Source organism: Nostoc linckia z4, from assembly GCF_002608075.1.
GTDB classification, from domain to species: Bacteria; Cyanobacteriota; Cyanobacteriia; order Cyanobacteriales; family Nostocaceae; genus Nostoc; species Nostoc linckia.
In genome coordinates this window covers 63008-81403 of sequence record NZ_LAHA01000022.1, presented here as the reverse complement: position 1 = coordinate 81403, position 18396 = coordinate 63008, and the positions used below count along the sequence as shown (strand labels likewise).

The 18396-nt window shown below is 43.0% G+C and carries 14 protein-coding genes and 1 riboswitch; of the genes, 4 read left to right on the top strand and 10 right to left on the bottom strand.

The window, feature by feature from the left end; all coding sequences use genetic code 11:
* Positions 1–219: 219 nt before the first annotated feature.
* Positions 220–1356, bottom strand: a complete 1137-nt coding sequence (locus tag VF06_RS18355) for a peptidoglycan-binding domain-containing protein (RefSeq protein ID WP_099066057.1) — start codon at positions 1354–1356, stop codon at positions 220–222.
* A gap of 9 nt (positions 1357–1365) precedes the next feature.
* A complete protein-coding gene (cobN, locus tag VF06_RS18350) occupies positions 1366–5508 on the bottom strand; it encodes a cobaltochelatase subunit CobN (protein ID WP_099084278.1) in 4143 nt (1380 codons plus the stop codon).
* A 301-nt stretch (positions 5509–5809) separates the two neighbouring features.
* Between cobN and VF06_RS18345 the strand changes: the two genes are divergently transcribed.
* A complete protein-coding gene (locus tag VF06_RS18345; RefSeq protein ID WP_099066058.1) occupies positions 5810–7948 on the top strand; it encodes a GAF domain-containing sensor histidine kinase in 2139 nt (712 codons plus the stop codon).
* Positions 7949–8192: 244 nt separating this feature from the next.
* On the opposite strand, the gene VF06_RS18340 is transcribed toward VF06_RS18345, so the two are convergent.
* Positions 8193–9026 carry an ATP-grasp domain-containing protein gene (locus VF06_RS18340; protein WP_099066059.1) on the bottom strand — a complete coding sequence of 278 codons (834 nt, stop codon included), beginning with the start codon at positions 9024–9026 and terminating at the stop codon, positions 8193–8195.
* Between the two features lie 312 nt (positions 9027–9338).
* Complete coding sequence (locus tag VF06_RS18335; RefSeq protein WP_099066060.1) at positions 9339–10259, bottom strand: hypothetical protein; 921 nt, start codon at positions 10257–10259, stop codon at positions 9339–9341.
* Positions 10260–10394: 135 nt separating this feature from the next.
* Here VF06_RS18335 and VF06_RS18330 point away from each other — a divergent pair, with 135 nt between their 5' ends.
* Positions 10395–11315, top strand: a complete 921-nt coding sequence (locus VF06_RS18330) for a metallophosphoesterase family protein (RefSeq protein WP_099066061.1) — start codon at positions 10395–10397, stop codon at positions 11313–11315.
* A gap of 221 nt (positions 11316–11536) precedes the next feature.
* Here the strand turns inward: VF06_RS18330 and VF06_RS18325 are convergent, their stop codons facing one another.
* From VF06_RS18325 to ndhC, 6 genes are all read right to left on the bottom strand, one after another.
* Positions 11537–12241 carry a precorrin-2 C(20)-methyltransferase gene (locus VF06_RS18325; protein WP_099066062.1) on the bottom strand — a complete coding sequence of 235 codons (705 nt, stop codon included), beginning with the start codon at positions 12239–12241 and terminating at the stop codon, positions 11537–11539.
* 2 nt (positions 12242–12243) lie between these two features.
* Positions 12244–12870 (bottom strand): precorrin-8X methylmutase, encoded by a 627-nt coding sequence (locus tag VF06_RS18320; RefSeq protein ID WP_099066063.1) that lies wholly within the window; start codon positions 12868–12870, stop codon positions 12244–12246.
* A 59-nt stretch (positions 12871–12929) separates the two neighbouring features.
* Positions 12930–14387: a precorrin-3B synthase gene (cobG, locus tag VF06_RS18315; protein ID WP_244918025.1), complete on the bottom strand. Its 1458-nt coding sequence runs from the start codon at positions 14385–14387 to the stop codon at positions 12930–12932.
* Positions 14374–14464, bottom strand: a riboswitch (adenosylcobalamin-variant (AdoCbl-variant) riboswitch). It overlaps the preceding gene by 14 nt.
* 227 nt (positions 14465–14691) lie before the next feature.
* Complete coding sequence (locus tag VF06_RS18310) at positions 14692–15222, bottom strand: NAD(P)H-quinone oxidoreductase subunit J (RefSeq protein WP_099066065.1); 531 nt, start codon at positions 15220–15222, stop codon at positions 14692–14694.
* Entirely contained in the window at positions 15215–15952 is a 738-nt protein-coding gene (ndhK, locus tag VF06_RS18305; RefSeq protein WP_099066066.1) for a photosynthetic/respiratory NAD(P)H-quinone oxidoreductase subunit K, read from the bottom strand. The genes VF06_RS18310 and ndhK overlap by 8 nt, the downstream gene beginning before the upstream one ends.
* Complete coding sequence (gene ndhC, locus VF06_RS18300; protein WP_099066067.1) at positions 15943–16305, bottom strand: photosynthetic/respiratory NAD(P)H-quinone oxidoreductase subunit C; 363 nt, start codon at positions 16303–16305, stop codon at positions 15943–15945. The genes ndhK and ndhC overlap by 10 nt, the downstream gene beginning before the upstream one ends.
* 384 nt (positions 16306–16689) lie before the next feature.
* Between ndhC and VF06_RS18290 the strand changes: the two genes are divergently transcribed.
* Positions 16690–17025: a rubredoxin gene (locus VF06_RS18290; RefSeq protein ID WP_099066069.1), complete on the top strand. Its 336-nt coding sequence runs from the start codon at positions 16690–16692 to the stop codon at positions 17023–17025.
* A gap of 201 nt (positions 17026–17226) precedes the next feature.
* The gene (locus VF06_RS18285; protein ID WP_099066070.1) at positions 17227–18246 is read left to right on the top strand and encodes a photosynthesis system II assembly factor Ycf48; all 1020 of its coding nucleotides are present in this window, start codon (positions 17227–17229) and stop codon (positions 18244–18246) included.
* The last annotated feature ends 150 nt before the right edge of the window (positions 18247–18396 follow it).

The following is an 18396-nucleotide window of genomic DNA, read 5'->3' as shown; positions in this document are numbered from 1 at the left end:
ACCAAATAAGTGGCATTTTGAGCAGTTCCTTTCTTTGCTGTTACTGGAGGCTAGCAACCAGTTGAGGACTAATACTGACCACACGAAAGCGGATGCTAAGGTACTTCCAAGTAAAAAAATATTCATGCATAAGACTGTCAATTGTTGACTATTGACTGTGAACCGTCAACGGTCAACAGTCAACAACCTGAACCGGAACCATTTATTTTTTGGAGTTCCCTAAAAGCGTCCGCTCTTAAGATCCTTGAGGCTAATGCCGTAGAATTCTTGGGCTTGTTTAATTGCTTTTTTGGTGTCATCTGCCATTACACCGTTGAGCTTACCTTTATAAAAACCGCGCTCCCGCAATCGCGTTTGGATTTCCAGGACGCTAAAATCGCTTTTAGAGGTGGTATTGATTGAGCTATACAACTTAGCTCTCGTGGTTGGGCCAGCAACACCACTTGCTGCTAGGAAATTAGCGGCTTGAAATCTCTTGACAGCATCGGCAGTGTAGGGGCCATAGTAGCCATTTGGCTCTCCCTCTAAATATCCTGCTTGAATTAGGTGTTCTTGAAGTAATCTCACTGGCTCGCCGCGATCGCCAAGACGGAGTTTGCTTCGATCTGCTGGCTTTTGAGGAGCTTCTTCTCCATCACCAATGCCAACTGGTGGCAATTTACTTAATGTTGCTGGGCCAACAATTCCATCAACGTTCAAGTTGTAAGAATCTTGGAAGCGCTTAACAGATTCTTCAGTAATCGGGCCAAATATTCCTGTAGCGTTCCCGTAATAGAAGCCTGCAACTCTTAAGCGTTCTTGCAAAACTCTAACATCTTCGCCTTCATCTCCCTTCATCAAATAATTGGAATCGCGGCGTTGGTTGGTTACTGAATTAACTGCACTTGTAGTACTGGTTTTTTTAGTTTGTGTAGTTGCGGCAGTTTTTTTAGCTTGTGTAGTTGCGGTAGTGGGCTTTTTAACTTGCCAGTTGTCTAATTTTTGTAAAGTGGTTGGCCCCACAACACCGTTTACTTGTATGCCAGCAGCTTTTTGGAAGCGGCGCACAGATTCTTCTGTGGATGCATCATATACTTGGGTAATTGGAGCTTGATAAAAACCTGCTGATTTTAACTTTTGTTGTAAATTCCTGACAGAAGGGCCTTGGTCGCCTTTTTCCAGTGCCATAACGCTGCTGACAGCACTGAGAATAGACAAAGACAAAGCAAGGGGCAGCATATACTTCCAAGCCTTTCCAGAAAGCCGCCCCCAGTCTGGTGCAGTTGCATTGTTTAACAAAGAACTGAGCGAAATCAATTCACTGGGTGTGCCGTCTTCGTAGGCGTAAGCTAGGTGTAAATACGCAAGATTCTCCATAGTTTTTTCCTACACCATTGATTTTTCTTCGATAACTGCTTCAGCTTGATGTACTAGGTTTCTCAAGGTTTCTAATGTTCCGATATTTACATCCTGCCATAAATTGCGCTTGTGTGCTTCTAATAATCTTTCAGCAATATCACGCAGTGCATCAGGGTTCTTTTCCTCAATGAATTTTAAAACAACAGGATCGAGTAAATAAGCTTGTACAATGCCTTGATACATATAGTCTTCGACACATTTAGTTGTAGCATCATAGGCGAATAAATAGTCCACTGTGGCCGCCATTTCAAAAGCACCTTTATACCCATGACGCATAACTCCGGCAATCCACTTAGGATTAACTACACGAGAACGATACACCCGTGCGATTTCTTCTTTCAGTTGGCGGATTCGCGGTTGGGCAGGTATAGAATGATCCCCAAAATAAACTTGGGGATTTTTTCCTTGTAGAGAACGCACCGCAACAGTTAAGCCTCCCTGAAATTGGTAATAATCATCAGAATCGAGTAGGTCGTGTTCGCGGTTGTCTTGATTGTGGAGTACGACTTGCATTTGGGCTAGGCGTTGCTCGAAGATTTCGGGGGTGGGGACTGGGGATGAGGGAGAGGGGGGGGACAAGGGGGACAAGGAAGAATTTTCTCCTCTCTCTTCCTTGTCTCCCCCCTCTCCCTTGTCTCCCTCTGCCCCTCCTGAGGAATAGGCGTAAGAACTCCAGTTGATGTAGGCGCGGGCTAGGTCTTGGTCATCTGTCCAGTTTTGCGATTCTATTAGACCTTGGAGTCCGGCACCGTAAGCACCTGGGCGAGAACCAAAAATGCGATAAAGCGATCGCTCTTTTGCTGTTTCTAAAGTTAAACCTTGTTGAGTCCATAAATCAGTCTCTTGGCGAACTGCAACGGCCAGGGGATTTTGTTCTGGGGGTTCATCCAAGTTTGCCACTGCTGTCACTGCTTGAGCGAATAAATCTATTAAGTTGGGAAATGCATCCCGAAAGAATCCGGAAATTCGCAACGTCACATCCACGCGCGGACGCCCCAAAACTGCCAGAGGCAAAATTTCAAAATCCACAACTCGCCTTGCTGCACCATCCCACACGGGTCTGACTCCCAGTAAAGCCAAGGCTTCAGCAATGTCATCGCCTCCAGTTCTCATGGTGGCAGTTCCCCACAATGATAATCCTAGTGTTTTTGGATACTCACCATGTTCTTGGGTGTAATATTCAATCAGGCTTTCAGCTGCCTTTCTACCGATATCCCAAGCTGTTTCCGTGGGAATGGCGCGAATATCAACAGAGTAAAAGTTTTTACCAGTTGGTAAAACTTCTGGACGCCCACGGGTGGGTGCGCCAGATGGGGCACTCTTGACGTATCCGCCATTAAGTCCGTGTAATAAATGGCTGATTTCTTGGTGAGTTTGTTGTAAAGCGGGAAGCAAGCGATGGCGTATCCAATTTAGGGTAGTGGGGAGTGGGGAGTGGGGAGTTAGGAGTGGGAGTGGAGAGTTGGGAGTKRGGAGTGGRGAGTTGGGAGTGGGGAGTGGGGAGTTGGGAGTGGGGAGTGGGGAGTTAGGAGTGTTGAGTTCTGAATTCTGAGTTCTGAATTCTGAGTTCTGAATTCTGAGTTCTGAGTTCTGGCTGATGAGTTGTTCTACTAACACCGCTGCGTGTTGTTCTAGGACTTCAACAATATCACCGTTGGTGCGACATTCTGTGCCATTGACTACTGAATATTCACCGCTAGTGATGGATGGGTCTGCGGTGAGGGGGTCGAAGTCTAGACCCCAATCTTGGGCTATGGCGCGGGTAATGCCTACAGAATAGCGATTGGGTATGCGGGCGATCGCTACTATTAAATCTCTTAATTGCTGTCCTTGGGGACATTGCCCAAAAATGTGTAAGCCATCACGGATTTGAGCTTCTTTGAGTTCGCAAAGATAACCATCTAATGAATTCAAAATTGATAATTCTGAATTTAAAATTTCTTCGTTTTGAATTCCTAAATCGAGATGTAAATTTTCTTTAAGAATTAATTCCTGGATGCGATCGCGGATCGTTGGTAAACGGGAAGGATCTAAACTTTCCGCTTCATAATACTCATCAATTAAATTTTCTAACTGTTGCAAAGAACCGTAAAGTTCTGCACGAGTCATGGGCGGCGTCAGGTGGTCTATAATCACCGCTTGGGCGCGACGTTTGGCTTGGGAACCTTCACCAGGGTCATTGACAATAAATGGGTACAGGTGGGGAAGTGCGCCGAAAGCTACTTCTGGGTAACAATTACTCGATAAAGCTACACTTTTACCGGGTAGCCATTCTAAATTTCCATGTTTGCCCACATGAACTACAGCATCAGCACCAAAACATTCTCTAACCCAATAGTAAAAAGCCAAATAAGCATGGGTTGGTTCTAAATCTGGTGCATGATAATTCAAACTAGGGTCATTATCATAACCCCTTGATGGTTGAATTCCGACAAAGATGTTGCCGAGTTGAATTCCGGGAACGGGAAAGGAGGACGCGGGGACGCGGGGACACGGGGATGCGGGGAAAGAACTCTCTGCACGATCTCTCCCATGCATATCTTTTTTTGTCTTTGCGTCCCCGCGTCTCCCAGTCTCCGCGTCCTCTTCCATTCCCCACCGTTCACTAATACCTTGCCTAACTTGTTCTGGCAAAGAAGCGAAATATTCTTGATATTCTGTCCAAGAGAGACTTTGTTGCACCGGACGCCATTCTCGACTTTCCGGATCGTTGGTGATGCCAGATGTTAGCCGTTGAATCAACTCATCTCCTTGGGTAGGTGGATTTTCCACTTGATACCCTGCTTGGTGTAAAGCTTGCAGGATTCTCAAGCAACTAGCTGGGGTATCAAGTCCCACACCGTTAGCTAGGCGTCCATTGCGGTTGGGGTAGTTTGCCAAAATTAAGGCAATTCGCCTTTCTTGGGGTGGTTTGGAACGTAAGCGCACCCAATTTGCTGCTAGTTGAGCAACGAATTCGATGCGATCGCTCACTGGTTCATAAACTACCACATCTGTTTCTAAATCGGAATTACGAGTTTGCACCGCTTTAAAAGAGACAGCACGAGTAATAATCCGCCCATCTACTTCTGGTAGTGCTACATTCATCCCAATATCGCGGGGAGAAAGACCTTTAAACTGTAACTCCCACTGTTCAACAGAACCCCCACTGAGGATAACTTGCAATACAGGCACATCTAATTTTTCCCACAGTTCGGTTTGAGGTGTCTCGCTCTCCAACCTTGCTAGAGAAAAACTTGTGGTATTCAGCAACAGTGCAATTGCTTGACCTTCTTTGGGTTGAAAAAATTCACTCAACTCAAGTTGAACATCCACTTCGCGCAAAGAGGAAACAAAAATCGGCACAGGTTGTAAATTTTTTTGTACCAATGCTTGACATAAAGCATCGATTACCTTGACATTTCCCGCTAAATAATGGGCGCGGTAAAAGAGAATGCCGACTTTGGGTATGGGGCATTGGGCATTGGGTAGAGGGGAAAAACTCATCTCCCCTGCTCCCCTACTCCCCTGCTCCCTTGTCTCCCTTGTCTTTCTTGTCTCTCCATCTCCCTCATGCCCCATACCCCATTCATACAATCCCACACGTGGAATGCACTGGGGTGGTGGAGGATTGTACGCAGTTAACAAACAGGTGTCGGCGATAAATTGCAAAGCATGAACAAAATTTTCTACGCCGCCTTGGCTAAAATACTGCCATACCTGGTTAACAATGCTTAAAGACGCGGTAGACTGAGAGATTAAGTCGGGATCGAGACTATCGTCTCCGGGCATTACAATAAGGGTTGTACCATTACGTTGCACAATTTCCTGCACTACTTCTAAACCATAAGCCCAGTAGGAACGTCCTCCTAAAAGGCGCAGAATTATTACCTTGGCATGTTCTAAAACCTGCTCTGCGTAAGTATCTATGCTTATTTGTTGCTGCAATTGCAACAAATTGGCGACTCTGAATGTGGGGAAGGACGCAGGTAATTTGCCAAGGGCAGCGGCCAAGGTTTGAATGTCGGTATCAGCAGCCGTAATTAAGACCAAAGTGGCTGGAGTTTGCTCTATAAAAATTAAACTTTCTGACTGATTGAATCCACCCGATATGCCACTAATACGATGCATAATCTTGTATTACCGTCTTAAACTATTGGTTAGTACACAATAAAAAAGGAGTCAGAATTCACCAATTCAGAAGACTCCATACATCAAAGTGTGGATTTTTAATAATGAAGAATTCTGAACTTTGTTTCGCCCACAAGGGGACGACGTTTCCACTAATACTCATCACCGACTCAAGCTCTGATTTCTCGTGAATTCTGACACCTTGGTGGAGCATCTCTATCTTTGTTCCTGAGTTCTGAGTTTTTTAAGAAAAGTAAACTTTCGTCTTTGCATTCAGCCCTCTCTTACAGAATGATTGAAAATGCTGAGTTCTCCAGATTTGAGCCTTTCTCGAACCTTGCCTGTTGTTGTCTTCAATCGGCTAGGGGAATTGTTAGAGCAGATGGCTCAAACGCTGGGAAGTCAAGCTGTGGTAATGACAGAAGCTATGTTGGCTTCGATTCGCATACCTGTGGAGTGGCAAAGGCAGAGGTTTACAGTAGTCCTTTCTGAGCAGTTTAGTGTGCTGTTGGTGGCTAATTTGGCGGAAGATGTAGCTTTGGCTTCTCTTTCACAGACGCTAGCGCTAACCCCCACAGTCAAGGATGAACAAGAACAAGTACCTGCTGAAAACTCAGAATTCAGTACTGAGGATTCAGTACTAGATGCTACATTGACATTTAATTTAGAGGCGATCGCTTCTTTTATATCGGAATTGAGAGACTTGTTTGAGTGCGATTCCAATACTTACCAAAATCTCGAAACCTATCGCCAAGTTATTAGACCTAACGATCCCACGCTGCAAAGTAAATTTACACTGTTGTTATTAGAGTATTTTCTAGCTCAGCCAAACCAAGAAATCATATCACCTCCCAGTGCGATGGGGCCAGCTGTTTATATTTGTCAACCAGTAGAAGATGCCCTCAAAAAACAAGTTTCCCAAGAACAGCTGTTAAATCAAGTAACAACGCAGATCCGCAAAAGCCTTGATTTGCCGGTGATTATGGCAACAGCAATTACACAAGTGCGTGAATTTCTAGAATTAGACAGATTAGTAATTTATAAATTTCAGGGTTCTCAAGTCAAGACTCAACAATACCAGTTTGATAGTATGAATTTCAATGGTACGGCACTGGCGACAACAGAAGGAATTTTAGCTAGTGGTATCAAACCGGAAATCTCAATTAAAGGAAACCCAAACTTAAATTTTTCTACTGATAACGATAACCATAGACCCCCGATTTCTGTATCAGTAAATAATCAATCTCTACCAGAAGAATATCAAAATTATCGTGGTTATGTAGTCTATGAAGCCCGTGGTAAAGATGGTATTACATCGGTATTGAATTATAGAGAAAGAAATTGTTTTTTACCAACTTCTCAATGTTGGAAAAAGTATCGCCAAGGCTTTACTTTAGCTGTGGATGATGTGGAAAAAACTTATGCTTTAGAAGAGTGTTTGTTAAATTTTTTAAGGGAATGCCAAGTCCGGGCAAAGTTAGCTGCACCGATTATCTTTGAAGAAAAACTCTGGGGATTGTTAATTGCTCATCAGTGCGATCGACCGCGTCAATGGACTGATAGCGAAAAAAATTTGCTCAGTTCCATCGCCGAACAATTAGCGATCGCTATTCACCAAGCTGAGTTAATGCAAACCCTCACCCAAGAAAAACAAACGCTGGAAGAACGAGTTATTGAACGTACAAGGGCGCTACGGGACGCCTTACTGGCCGCCGAAGCTGCTAGCCGCCTCAGAAGTGAATTTCTCGCTACCATCAGTCATGAATTACTCACGCCTTTAACTTATGTAATTGGTATGTCTTCGACGTTGTTACGCTGGCCTTTGGGTGAATTAAGTCAACGACAACGGGATTATCTACAAACAATCCATGATAGTGGAGAACATTTATTAGAAATGATTAATGACATCCTCGATTTATCACAAATCGAGGCTGGGAAGACAGCTTTAAATATTTGTGAATTTTCTTTAGTGAATGTTGCCGAAAGAACTATAGAATCACTACGGCAAAAAGCAATCAGCCAACAAGTAAATCTGAAACTTGATTTGCAAATCGACCAAAGGCGCGATCGCTTTATCGCTGACTCCGAACGAGTAGAACAAATTCTCTGGAATCTTTTAACTAATGCAATTAAATTCACTCCCGAAAATGGTAGTGTTACTTTGCGTCTTTGGGTAGAAGACGATACCGCGATTTTTCAAGTCGAAGACACCGGAATTGGTATTCCTGAAGAACAATTACCATTACTATTTGAGAAATTCCAGCAACTCGATACACCCTATCGCCGCCGCTATGAAGGTACTGGACTGGGACTAGCTTTAACTAAACAACTTGTAGAACTCCATCGCGGTCGAATCGAAGTAGAATCAACGGTGAATGTTGGCTCAATTTTTACTGTATGGATACCAACTCAGACAATGAAAGTTAGTGGTGAGTCTTGAGTTATGAGTTAGGAGTTAGGAGTTTGGAGTTAGGAGTTAGGAGTTAGGAGTTTGGAGTTTGGAGTTAGGAGTTTGGAGTTAGGAGTTTGGAGTTTGGAGTTTGGAGTTTGGAGTTTGGAGTGAGGAGTTTGGAGTGAGGAGTTTGGAGTTTGGAGTGAGGAGTTAGGAGTTAACAATTGTTCTCCCTTGTCTCCCTATCTCCCTATCTCCCTATCTCCCTATGCCCCATGCCCCATACCCAATATTATTTTGACGCTAAATTTGTTAGCATTTTTTCAAACACTTTCAACACATGTTCTTTACCGTTATCTCTGGTAAAAATAGTGTAATTAGGATGAGAATTGATTTCAATTAACCAATATTGATTATCTTTATCTAAGACAATATCTAAGCCACAATAATCAAGATCTAATTCTTCAAAAATTGGTCTGGCAAAATTATTAATTTCTGACAATATTTGTGCATCGCTGATATGTTGAGCTTTTGCACCATCCCAGTGGAGAGGACTTAAGTTACCTGTAAAATTTGCGTTACTTATATCTTTTTCATAGAGTAAAACTAATTCTTGATTTAAGAAAATTGCTCTATATTCAGATTTTATATTAATGAATTCTTGAGCTAGAGCAATATAATCATATCTATTATTATTGATATCAAAAATTTGTTTTACAGCATTTCTAATTTCATCTTGATTCTGGCATAAAAACACATTGTGTCCGCTGGAACCAGAGTTTCTTTTGACAATCACAGGTATTGAAAATTTTTCTGTAATTTCTAATATAATATCTTCAATAGTTGGAAATTTTAAGTACATTTTATATTTAAGATCGCAGTAGGGCGAAAGAAAACCAATTGTTTGAGGGAGTTTAAGTTTTTTATTTAAAATATGATAAGTATATTCCTTATCTTTTAAAATTTTTGCTACTGCTTGATTAATTAACGGGGTACTATAATTACAAAAATAATGGTATCTATCATCGAATTTTACTTTAATTAAATTTTCAGCAGGATAAATAATTTCATAGCTGATATTTAAATTTTCACAAGCTTGGAGCAATAGCGAAACGTTGTCTAACATAAATGCTTGAAGCTCAACTTTTAAATTAGGTGATTATAAAAATTTACAACACAAGTTTTGCTGCAAATGATAAATATCAATTGAGCCTTGTTGTAATTTGTGAAAAAGTCAATCTCTAAAATACACCTATATCGTAGATAATGCAACAGGCTATCATCGATTTTTTAATGAATACAAAAAGTGAGATAAAACAGATTTTATACATTTTATTTTTTAACAATTTTGGGGTTTGAGGGCGTTGCACAAATCAGGTATAGAATTTAGATATTGCCATCTAAAAATCCTGGTTCTCAAAATATGCAACGCCAATTTTTAACTAGTTGTTGAACTTGTTGCTTGCCGTTTAAAAATTACCATTTCAGTACCAACAACTGGGTTACGGGCTATCAGGCGGTTTTGGGAATCGAGAATTTCTAAATGAGTAAAATCAAGTTGTTGAGAACGTTGTAAAATTTCACCAGCGAGTTGATTCTGTTGAGATTCTGGGAGAGTGTACCAATCGTTGCTAATAATGACGGTGAGATTACTTGTGCGGAAGTTGGCTTGAATTGACTTTATCAGACCGGAGGCGATGCGATCGCTAATTTCGGCTACCTGATTTTCAATAGCCACAATTAAGGCTTGTTCGGGTGTCAATTCTATAGTTGGTGTTGGTGTTGGTGTTGGCGTGGGAATTACTTCTGGTTCCGGTTCCGGTTCTGGCGATGGCGTAATTTCCTCTGGTGGTTGTTGCGCTTCTGGCGGCGTAACTTCTTCTGGCGGTGGCGTAATTTCTTCTGGTGGCTGTGGTTCTGGTGTAACTAACTCCGGCGGAGTGGTTATGGTTGGTGTTGCTGTGGGAACTTCTTCCACTGGTGGAACTGTTGCTACTTCCGTTGGTTTACCACTAAAAATAGTTGTAGTTGTCCAAACAAGAATTATGGCAATTCCAGCAATAATTCCCGTTAAAGCTGTATCCGATAACTTTGTTGATAAATTTGATGGTAAAAATAAGCGGACTGTCCTTAATAGTCCACCCCAGCGCGACTGAAGCTGTTGCAAAAAACCAGGAGTTTCTTCAGCACCAGTTGGGGGCGCTGTTTCTAGTTTTTCCACTGTTACTTCTAAAACCCCAATTGTCCCTCTGAGAATTTGGATAATTGTAGCCTTCCAAATTGGCTGAACTCTTTGGTAAGGTTTTTGGGGAGGTTTAGTTACCTGCTCATCGGTCGGTTTTGGATTGTCTTGTGACATGGAACTTTCACCAAAAGCAGCGAATCAAAGACAAACAACGTACATTATTACTGTGCTGCCTCTTTTGCCTTAATGTATCACTTCAAAAGCACATTACTTCTCTGGAAACGAACTATTTATTAAATTTGGTGACTTATGAACCTCAAACGCCGTCAATTTTTATTTTTAAGTAGTCTGGGTGCTATCGGTACGGGATTTTTAGGCTGGATGTTAAGCCAGAAAAATTATCAAAATGCCGATCTTAGCGATTCCACAACAGCCATAGCCGCCAACCCACCGAAAAAAGACTTATTATTACGTTTTGTATCTGTTGCAGACACAGGAACTGGCGCTAAAGGACAGTACGCTGTGGCTGGGGCAATGAATTTTTATCACAAACAAAATCCTTATGATTTAGTGATTTTAGCTGGAGATAACATTTACAATAACGGCGAAATTGAAAAAATTAGTGCAGTTTTTGAGCGTCCATATCAAGCTTTGCTCAAGCAGGGTGTTAAATTTCAAGCTTGTTTAGGCAATCATGATATTCGTACTGCAAATGGCGACCCACAAGTGAAGTATGTCGGTTTTAATATGAACGGCAGACGATATTATACATTTCGCCGGGGAACTGTACAATTTTTTGCTTTAGATACTAATAGTAATGCTGATTGGAAAAACCAGTTACCTTGGTTAGAAAAAGAATTAAGTCGCAGTAATGCTGCTTGGAAAGTTGTATTTGGTCATCATCCAATTTATGCTTCTGGTGTATATGGAAGTAATCCAGAGTTTATTAAAACTTTTACTCCCTTGTTTCAAAAATACGGCGTTCAAGTTTATATCAATGGTCACGAACATCATTACGAACGCACCCGTGCAATTAATGGAACGACTTATTTAATTACTGGTGGTGGTGCGGGTACTCGTCCTGTGGGGCGTTCTGAGTGGACGGAATATTCTGCTGAAAGGTTGAGTTTTGCAGTCTATGAAGTGTATGCCGATAGAATAGAAATAAAAGCGATCGCTACTGATAATAGCGTTTTTGATAAAGGTATTATTCCAGTAAAATCAGCTTAGTCATAAAATTAATTATCCAGTTGTGACCGCTATTTCCCCCACCAAATTTTCAATTTGGTGGTCTTCTCCCAAGGGGAGACGCTACGCGAACAATCAATGGCGGGTCGGAATCCCCCAGCTAAGCCGTGTCCGCGTACCCCTGCTCTTAAGCAAGCTACGCGTAGCGTCTCGTAGAGAGCGTCTTGATTCTGAATTCTGAATTCTGAATTCTGTATTCTTCTTCAAAGTCGATTTTTGGTTGGGATCACAATCATTGCGAAATACGGTACTTGTGCGGGATCTACTTCATCTAAGGGTATAATACGTTGCTGCGTCATTGTTGCTCGTTCAATATATCTTGCCCGCGATGCTAGTCCTAATTTGTGCAGAATGTCGCGCACTTTGGTAAAATGACGACCAAGTTTCATAATTGCTGCTGCATCCGTCATTAACAATTGTGTGGTGAGTTCTTCTGCTGGTAGCGGTGCAGGTAGGACTGTGAGAATGTCGTTGTAGTAGGTGAAAGGTACGCCTAAAGCTACCGGACAAGCCATCAGTGAGGAAACTCCAGGGACGACTTCTATTTGGTATTCGTCACATAACCGAGTGAACAGGTACATGAAGGAGCCATAGAAAAAAGGATCGCCCTCACAAAGCACCACCACATCTCGCCCTGCTGCTAAATGAGCAGCGATTGGTTCAACTTCTTTGTCGTAAATAGATTTGGCTTTTTCTGGTTCTAAGGCGCGGGGAAGGTGGAATAACACTTCGATTTGATCCCCGGTGAGATACTGCGCCACAATTCCTCTAGCAATACTCTCACGATCTGTGGCTGATTGATAAGCTACCACTGGAGCCGCACGCAATAGCCGTAGCGCCTTGAGAGTCAATAATTCTGGATCGCCCGGCCCAACACCAATTCCATAGAGACGACCTTTGGTATTCATGATTATTCTTCCTCCGTTGCCAAGGCGTTAACGGCGGCGGCGGCGATCGCACTGCCACCACGCCGACCGTGTAATGTTAAAAATGGTACATTTCTGCTATCTGCTGCCAATGCGGCTTTCGATTCGGCCGCGCCAACAAATCCCACTGGAAAGCCTAATATAATAGCAGGTTTTGGCGCTTTTTCATCCAGCATTTCTAATAATCTGAACAGGGCAGTGGGAGCATTACCAATGGCTACTACCGATCCTTCGAGGTGCGATCGCCATAATTCTAAAGCTGCTGCTGACCTTGTAGTATTCAGACTTTTGGCAATATCTGGCACTTCAGGATAATTCAGGGTACAGATAACTTGATTGTTTGCAGATAAGCGCCGCCTGGTTACACCTTCAGCAACCATCCGGCAATCGCAAAGAATCGGCGCTCCTGCTGCTAGTGCTGTTCTTGCAGATTGCACTGCTGTGGGTGAATATCCCAAGTCAGTGACGATATCAGTCATTCCACAGGCATGAATCAGACGTACTGCTACTTTTGCTACATCTAATGGCAGGATATCTAGGTTGGCTTCTGAACGGATAATGGCAAAGGAATTGCGGTAGATTTCGTTGGCGTCTCGGATGTAGTCGGGCATGGCGGGGAGTGATGAATTTGTACGCACAGGCGTTCCAGGCGTAAAGAGAATTAGAGATTTCAGATGGAGTTTTGACGTTCAAATTTATACGTTTGTAGAATTTGCTCTATTAACAAGGGTAGTTCGGGGAAAGTGACGTATTGGTATAGTTCGCGACCGAATTTGTGGTTGCTGTTGGTGTCACCAAGATAAATATGATAGGCTTCGATGGTTTTATTATCTGTTTCTAAGTTGACACCGAGCAGAGTAATCTCACTTTGGCTATGTTGGGCGCAGGATTTTTGGCAGCCAGTAAAGTGGATATTAATTGGGTATTCGAGAGTGACGCGATTTTCCAGATATTCTGCCAATGCCAATGCATGACTTTTGGTGTCGGTGGCAGAAGCGGCACAACCTTTCTTACCAGAACAAGCAATTAATGAATTCTTGATATTGGTGGCTGAGGAATCTAATCCTAACAGAGTAATTTGATTTTGAACATCGCTAAGCTTTGATTGAGGAATATCTGCCAGGAGTACGTTCTGCCAGGGAGTTAACCTGAGAGTTCCGCTACCATATTTTGCTGCTAAATCTGCTAACCCCCGAATTTGCCGACTTTCTAAACGTCCAAGAGGTAAGACAACACCAATGTAAAATAATCCTTGCTGCCGTTGGGGATGAATGCCAATATGCTGAAAGTTAGTATCTATTTTTTGTCCAGTTGGGCATGTTTCACTTCGAGTCAGGGGAAACGGTAAACGTTGCTGGACTTGCTGAAGATAATTTTCACAACCAAAGGTATTTAGTAAGTCTCTTAAACGTAGCCGACGCTGATTATCTATCTGAGTATGATACAGATAGACATCTGTTAAAGCTGCCAAGACTGGTAAACAATCATTTGGTGTTAACAAAATTTTTGTATCGTTTGCTAATCGATTGTTTGCGCCTACACACAAATGGAGGCGGAAGTAAACATCGCCATCAACTAAGACCGCAGCGAATAGGATATCATTTAGGCGATCGCTTACTCCAACAATTCCACCACCATCAAAACATACGCTAAATTTTGCTGACAGTGCTGATAACGCTGGATGTGTAGCAAGATAATTATCCCAACCTCGAACAAAAGGACGAGTGTCTATTAATTCTAGGCGATCGATGCCAGCAGTTGGGCTGGTCATAATATTGCGGATGTGGTCTACATTGCTGTTGCGAGAACCCAGTCCCATATCCTGTAGGTGCTGGAGAACTTGAGCATCGATGGAAGTGCGGATTTCGCGGACTTGTAGGTTAGCTCGATTAGTCACATCCACATAACCACCGCCATACTCTTGTGCTATGTCTGCGATGGTGTAACACTGTTCGCTATTAATCATCCCGCCTGGGATTCTCATCCGAGACAGTATACCATCTTCGGCGGGTGTCGCGTAAAACAAGCCAGGACAAGTGGCAAATCCAGAAACCAAACTGAGAACTCCTTCCCCGTGCAACGCAGGGAGTAGACGGTGAGTATGTCCTGAGGACATGAAAGTTGGCATTCTGACTTAGGCGTTCCCATCACAGCTGCGGCACAGTCCCAGAATTTCACCGGAGTTTCCCAACTTCAAGTTTTAGTAATTTAGCATGATAAGGCGGTTGGTAAGTTCAAGACTTCATATTTTGCATTAACCTGATACTGTAATTGACGCACTTTCAAGGAAAATATTTCATTATTGTTGACGGTTGACGGTTGACTGTTAACTGTGAACAGTCAACAGTTAACTTTAGATGCACATCAAAAACATTACCCCTCTCCGCCACCGGAAAGGGGTTAATCACTGGTTAAACTCAGCACTAATTAAATTAATAAGCGTCTTGCAACTCGTAGAAATCAGGCGAGACGTAATCTTTCCGCAAAGGCCAACCCACCCAATCTTCTGGCATCAAAATTCGCTTGAGATTGGGATGTCCTTCATAGATAATGCCGAGCATATCGTAAGACTCGCGTTCTTGCCAATCAGCGGTCTTCCAAATCCAATACACTGAAGGCACTCTGGGATTTTCTCGTGGTAGGAATACCTTTAAGCGGACTTCTTCAGGCTGATCTGCATTATCACCGACTTTAATCAAGTGATACACGCTCACCAATTCTTGTCCTGGCCCTAGGTCAATACCACCTTGAAACTGGAGATAATTAAACCCATAGGCATAAAGGGCTGTAGCGGTGGGGAGCAAGAAATCTGGCTCTACCTTAATTATCTCCACCCCGTTTTTGTCTGGTGCCAAAACCTCATGGTCAAAACCATTTTCCGTCAACCACTGGGAAACTTTACCAGCTTCTACCAATGAATCTTCTTTAGCTGCTGGTACTGGTTTAGATTCTTCTTCAGCCACGGCTTTGTTCCTCCTTCTGTGTCTTTGCTGTCAGCAACGCGGGTGGTACAGGCATACCAATGGCTTCTGTCAATTCTTTCGGTGGTACAGAGCGAGTATCTGACTGCAAATACTTACCAGTTAAGATTTCTTCCACTGGCTTGAGGTTATGAGTCGTGCTGTAGTAGCGGTGAGTTTGCTTAATTTTATTCCGCTCTTGCATCGAATCATTGGCGATTTTCTTGCGTAGCTTAATAATCGCGTCGATAATTGCTTCTGGACGAGGAGGGCAACCAGGCAAATACACATCCACAGGAATCAGTTTATCAACTCCGCGTACAGCTGTCGGAGAATCAACACTGAACATCCCGCCAGTAATCGTACAAGCACCCATCGCGATTACATACTTCGGCTCAGGCATTTGTTCGTAAAGACGCACCAATTGGGGTGCCATCTTCATGGTAATCGTGCCTGCCGTAATGATTAAATCGGCTTGACGGGGGCTAGAACGAGGAATTAGACCAAAACGGTCAAAATCAAATCGCGAGCCAATTAAAGCTGCAAACTCAATAAAGCAGCAAGCTGTACCAAACAATAGCGGCCACAAACTAGAAAGCCGCGCCCAGTTGTAGAGATCGTCAACCGTAGTCAAAATGACATTTTCTGAAAGGTCTTGAGTGACAGTAGGACGCTCAATGGGGTTGATGATTTGCTCTTTGTCCTGGGTTATTAAGTTAGAATTCAAGACCATTCCAAAGCTCCTTTACGCCATGCGTAAACTAAAGCAATTACAAGAATTGCAATAAAGATTAGCGCTTCAATAAATGCCAATAGCCCCAAACGGTGGAAAGCTACCGCCCAAGGATACAAGAATACAGTCTCCACGTCAAAAACTACGAAGACCAGAGCAAACATGTAGTAGCGGATATTGAACTGAATCCAGGCTCCCCCAATGGGTTCCATACCTGATTCATAAGTTGTACGCCGTTCAGGACTGTAACCACTGGGTCGTAGGAGCTTGGATGCTGAGAGCGCTAAGGCAGGAACTAGGCTACAGATAATTAAGAAGCCTAGTAAGTACTCGTAACCGCTGAGGACAAACACAATGAGTATCTACCGCTATGAAGTATTTTGGTTGGACTAGGGACTGGGGAATGAGAAAGCAGGGGGAGCAGGGGAGGCTTTTGAGGCAGGGGAAAAGGTTAATGGTTCGACAAGCTCACCAACCGGGAAAAGGGAAAAGGAATAAATTTAATCTTTCCCCTTTTCCCCTTGCCCCTTTACCTTTCCCCATACCCCATGCCCCATGCCCAATCCCTTGATTTGCGTTACATTTCTTTTACATTATATCCGTTTGATTTTTCTGAAATCTACGAAACAAATAGACTTCAGGTATTTGATTCGTTTTTAGTATTGATAGAAAAGTCTAACAGTTATGTCATAATTTTTAACGTATATTTAAGATTTCTCCTCTGCGAGGCCTTAGCCATGAGCGAACCAGCTGTTGAGACTTCAGTGTTAGACCGCTATGAGTGTCGCGCCTGCGGTTATGTTTACGAACCCGAAAAGGGAGATGACAAACATGACATTACTTCAGGAACACCCTTTGCAGAACTGCCGATAACTTGGCGCTGTCCAGTTTGTAGTGCCAAGAAAACGGCTTTTGCCAACATCGGGCCTGTAGGTGCGGCATCTGGCTTTAAAGAAAATCTCGGTTACGGTTTGGGTGTCAACAGCTTAACGCCAACCCAAAAAAATGTTCTCATTTTTGGTGCTTTGGCTCTTGTCTTTTTGTTTTTTCTTAGTCTCTACGGCTTACAATAACATCCGCTTGGGAGGGCTGAGTTAGGAGTTAGGAGTTAGGAGTTAGGAATTAGGAGTTATGAGTTCTAAATTCTGAATCCTGAGTGCTGAGTTCTAAGTCCTGAGTTCTGAATTCTGTAGTCTGTAGAGCAACTGTAGCCTTTAAGGTAAACCTTTTAGAAAACCCCTACACAAATTTAGAATCAATCGTAAGAGATACTGATGCATTCAATTGTGAAAAGTTGGCAACGAATATTTGCCTTGTTACTCGTAGTCCTGATGTGTATTGGTTGTAGCAAAGTCCCCTCTATTAGCTACAATCCTTGGAAAATCATTTCTGTGCCAACAAATGAGAAGTTGCTGGATATTGCATTTACTGGTAATCCTCAGCATGGATATTTGGTAGGTAGCAATACCACTCTGTTGGAAACCAAAGACGGAGGTGATACTTGGAAACCAATAACACTGCAACTAGATGAGCAAAAGTATCGCTTTAACTCAGTAAGTTTTCTGGGTAAAGAAGGGTGGATAGCAGGAGAACCTGGATTTTTAATTCATACCAATGATGAAGGTGCTTCTTGGTCGCGGATTCCTCTGAGCGAAAAGCTACCAGGTAACCCCATTGCCATTAAGGCACTAGCCGACAACACAGCCGAATTGGCTACTGATGTGGGAGCCATCTATCAAACCACAGATGGCGGCAAAAACTGGAAAGCCCAAGTAGAATCAGCGGTGGGAGTAGTGCGTAACTTAGAACGTTCTACCGATGGCAAATATGTTGCCGTTTCTGCTAAAGGTAATTTCTACTCGACTTGGGAACCAGGGGAAAATGCTTGGGTTCCTCACAACCGCAATAGTTCTCGGCGGGTAGAAAATATGGGTTTTCTTGATAATGGTCAGTTGTGGATGCTAGCTAGAGGAGGCCAAATCCAGTTTAGCGAACCAACTAAAGTTGACGAGTGGCAAAAAGCAGAATTTCCAGAATTATCCACTAGTTGGGGTTTACTCGACTTAGCATACCGCACGCCCAATGAAATTTGGATAGGTGGCGGTAGCGGTAATTTGCTACGCAGTACCGACGGCGGCAAAACCTGGGAAAAAGACCGTGATGTAGAAGAAGTAGCTGCTAATTTGTACAAGATTGTTTTCTTTCAACCAGACCAAGGATTTGTCATTGGCGATCGCGGTGTTTTGCTCAAATACATACCAAACCCTGAAACAACTTCTGCACAAGCAGCTTAGGGGCTAGGGAGATGGGGAGATGGGGAGAGAATTTCACCCCACCACCCCAATCACCCCACCCCCCCATATTCCCAATGACATTTCTGAGAAGAACGTTGCAACTTGTAACTCTTTCTAAACTTTGTAGGATAATAAACTCAATACATTCTT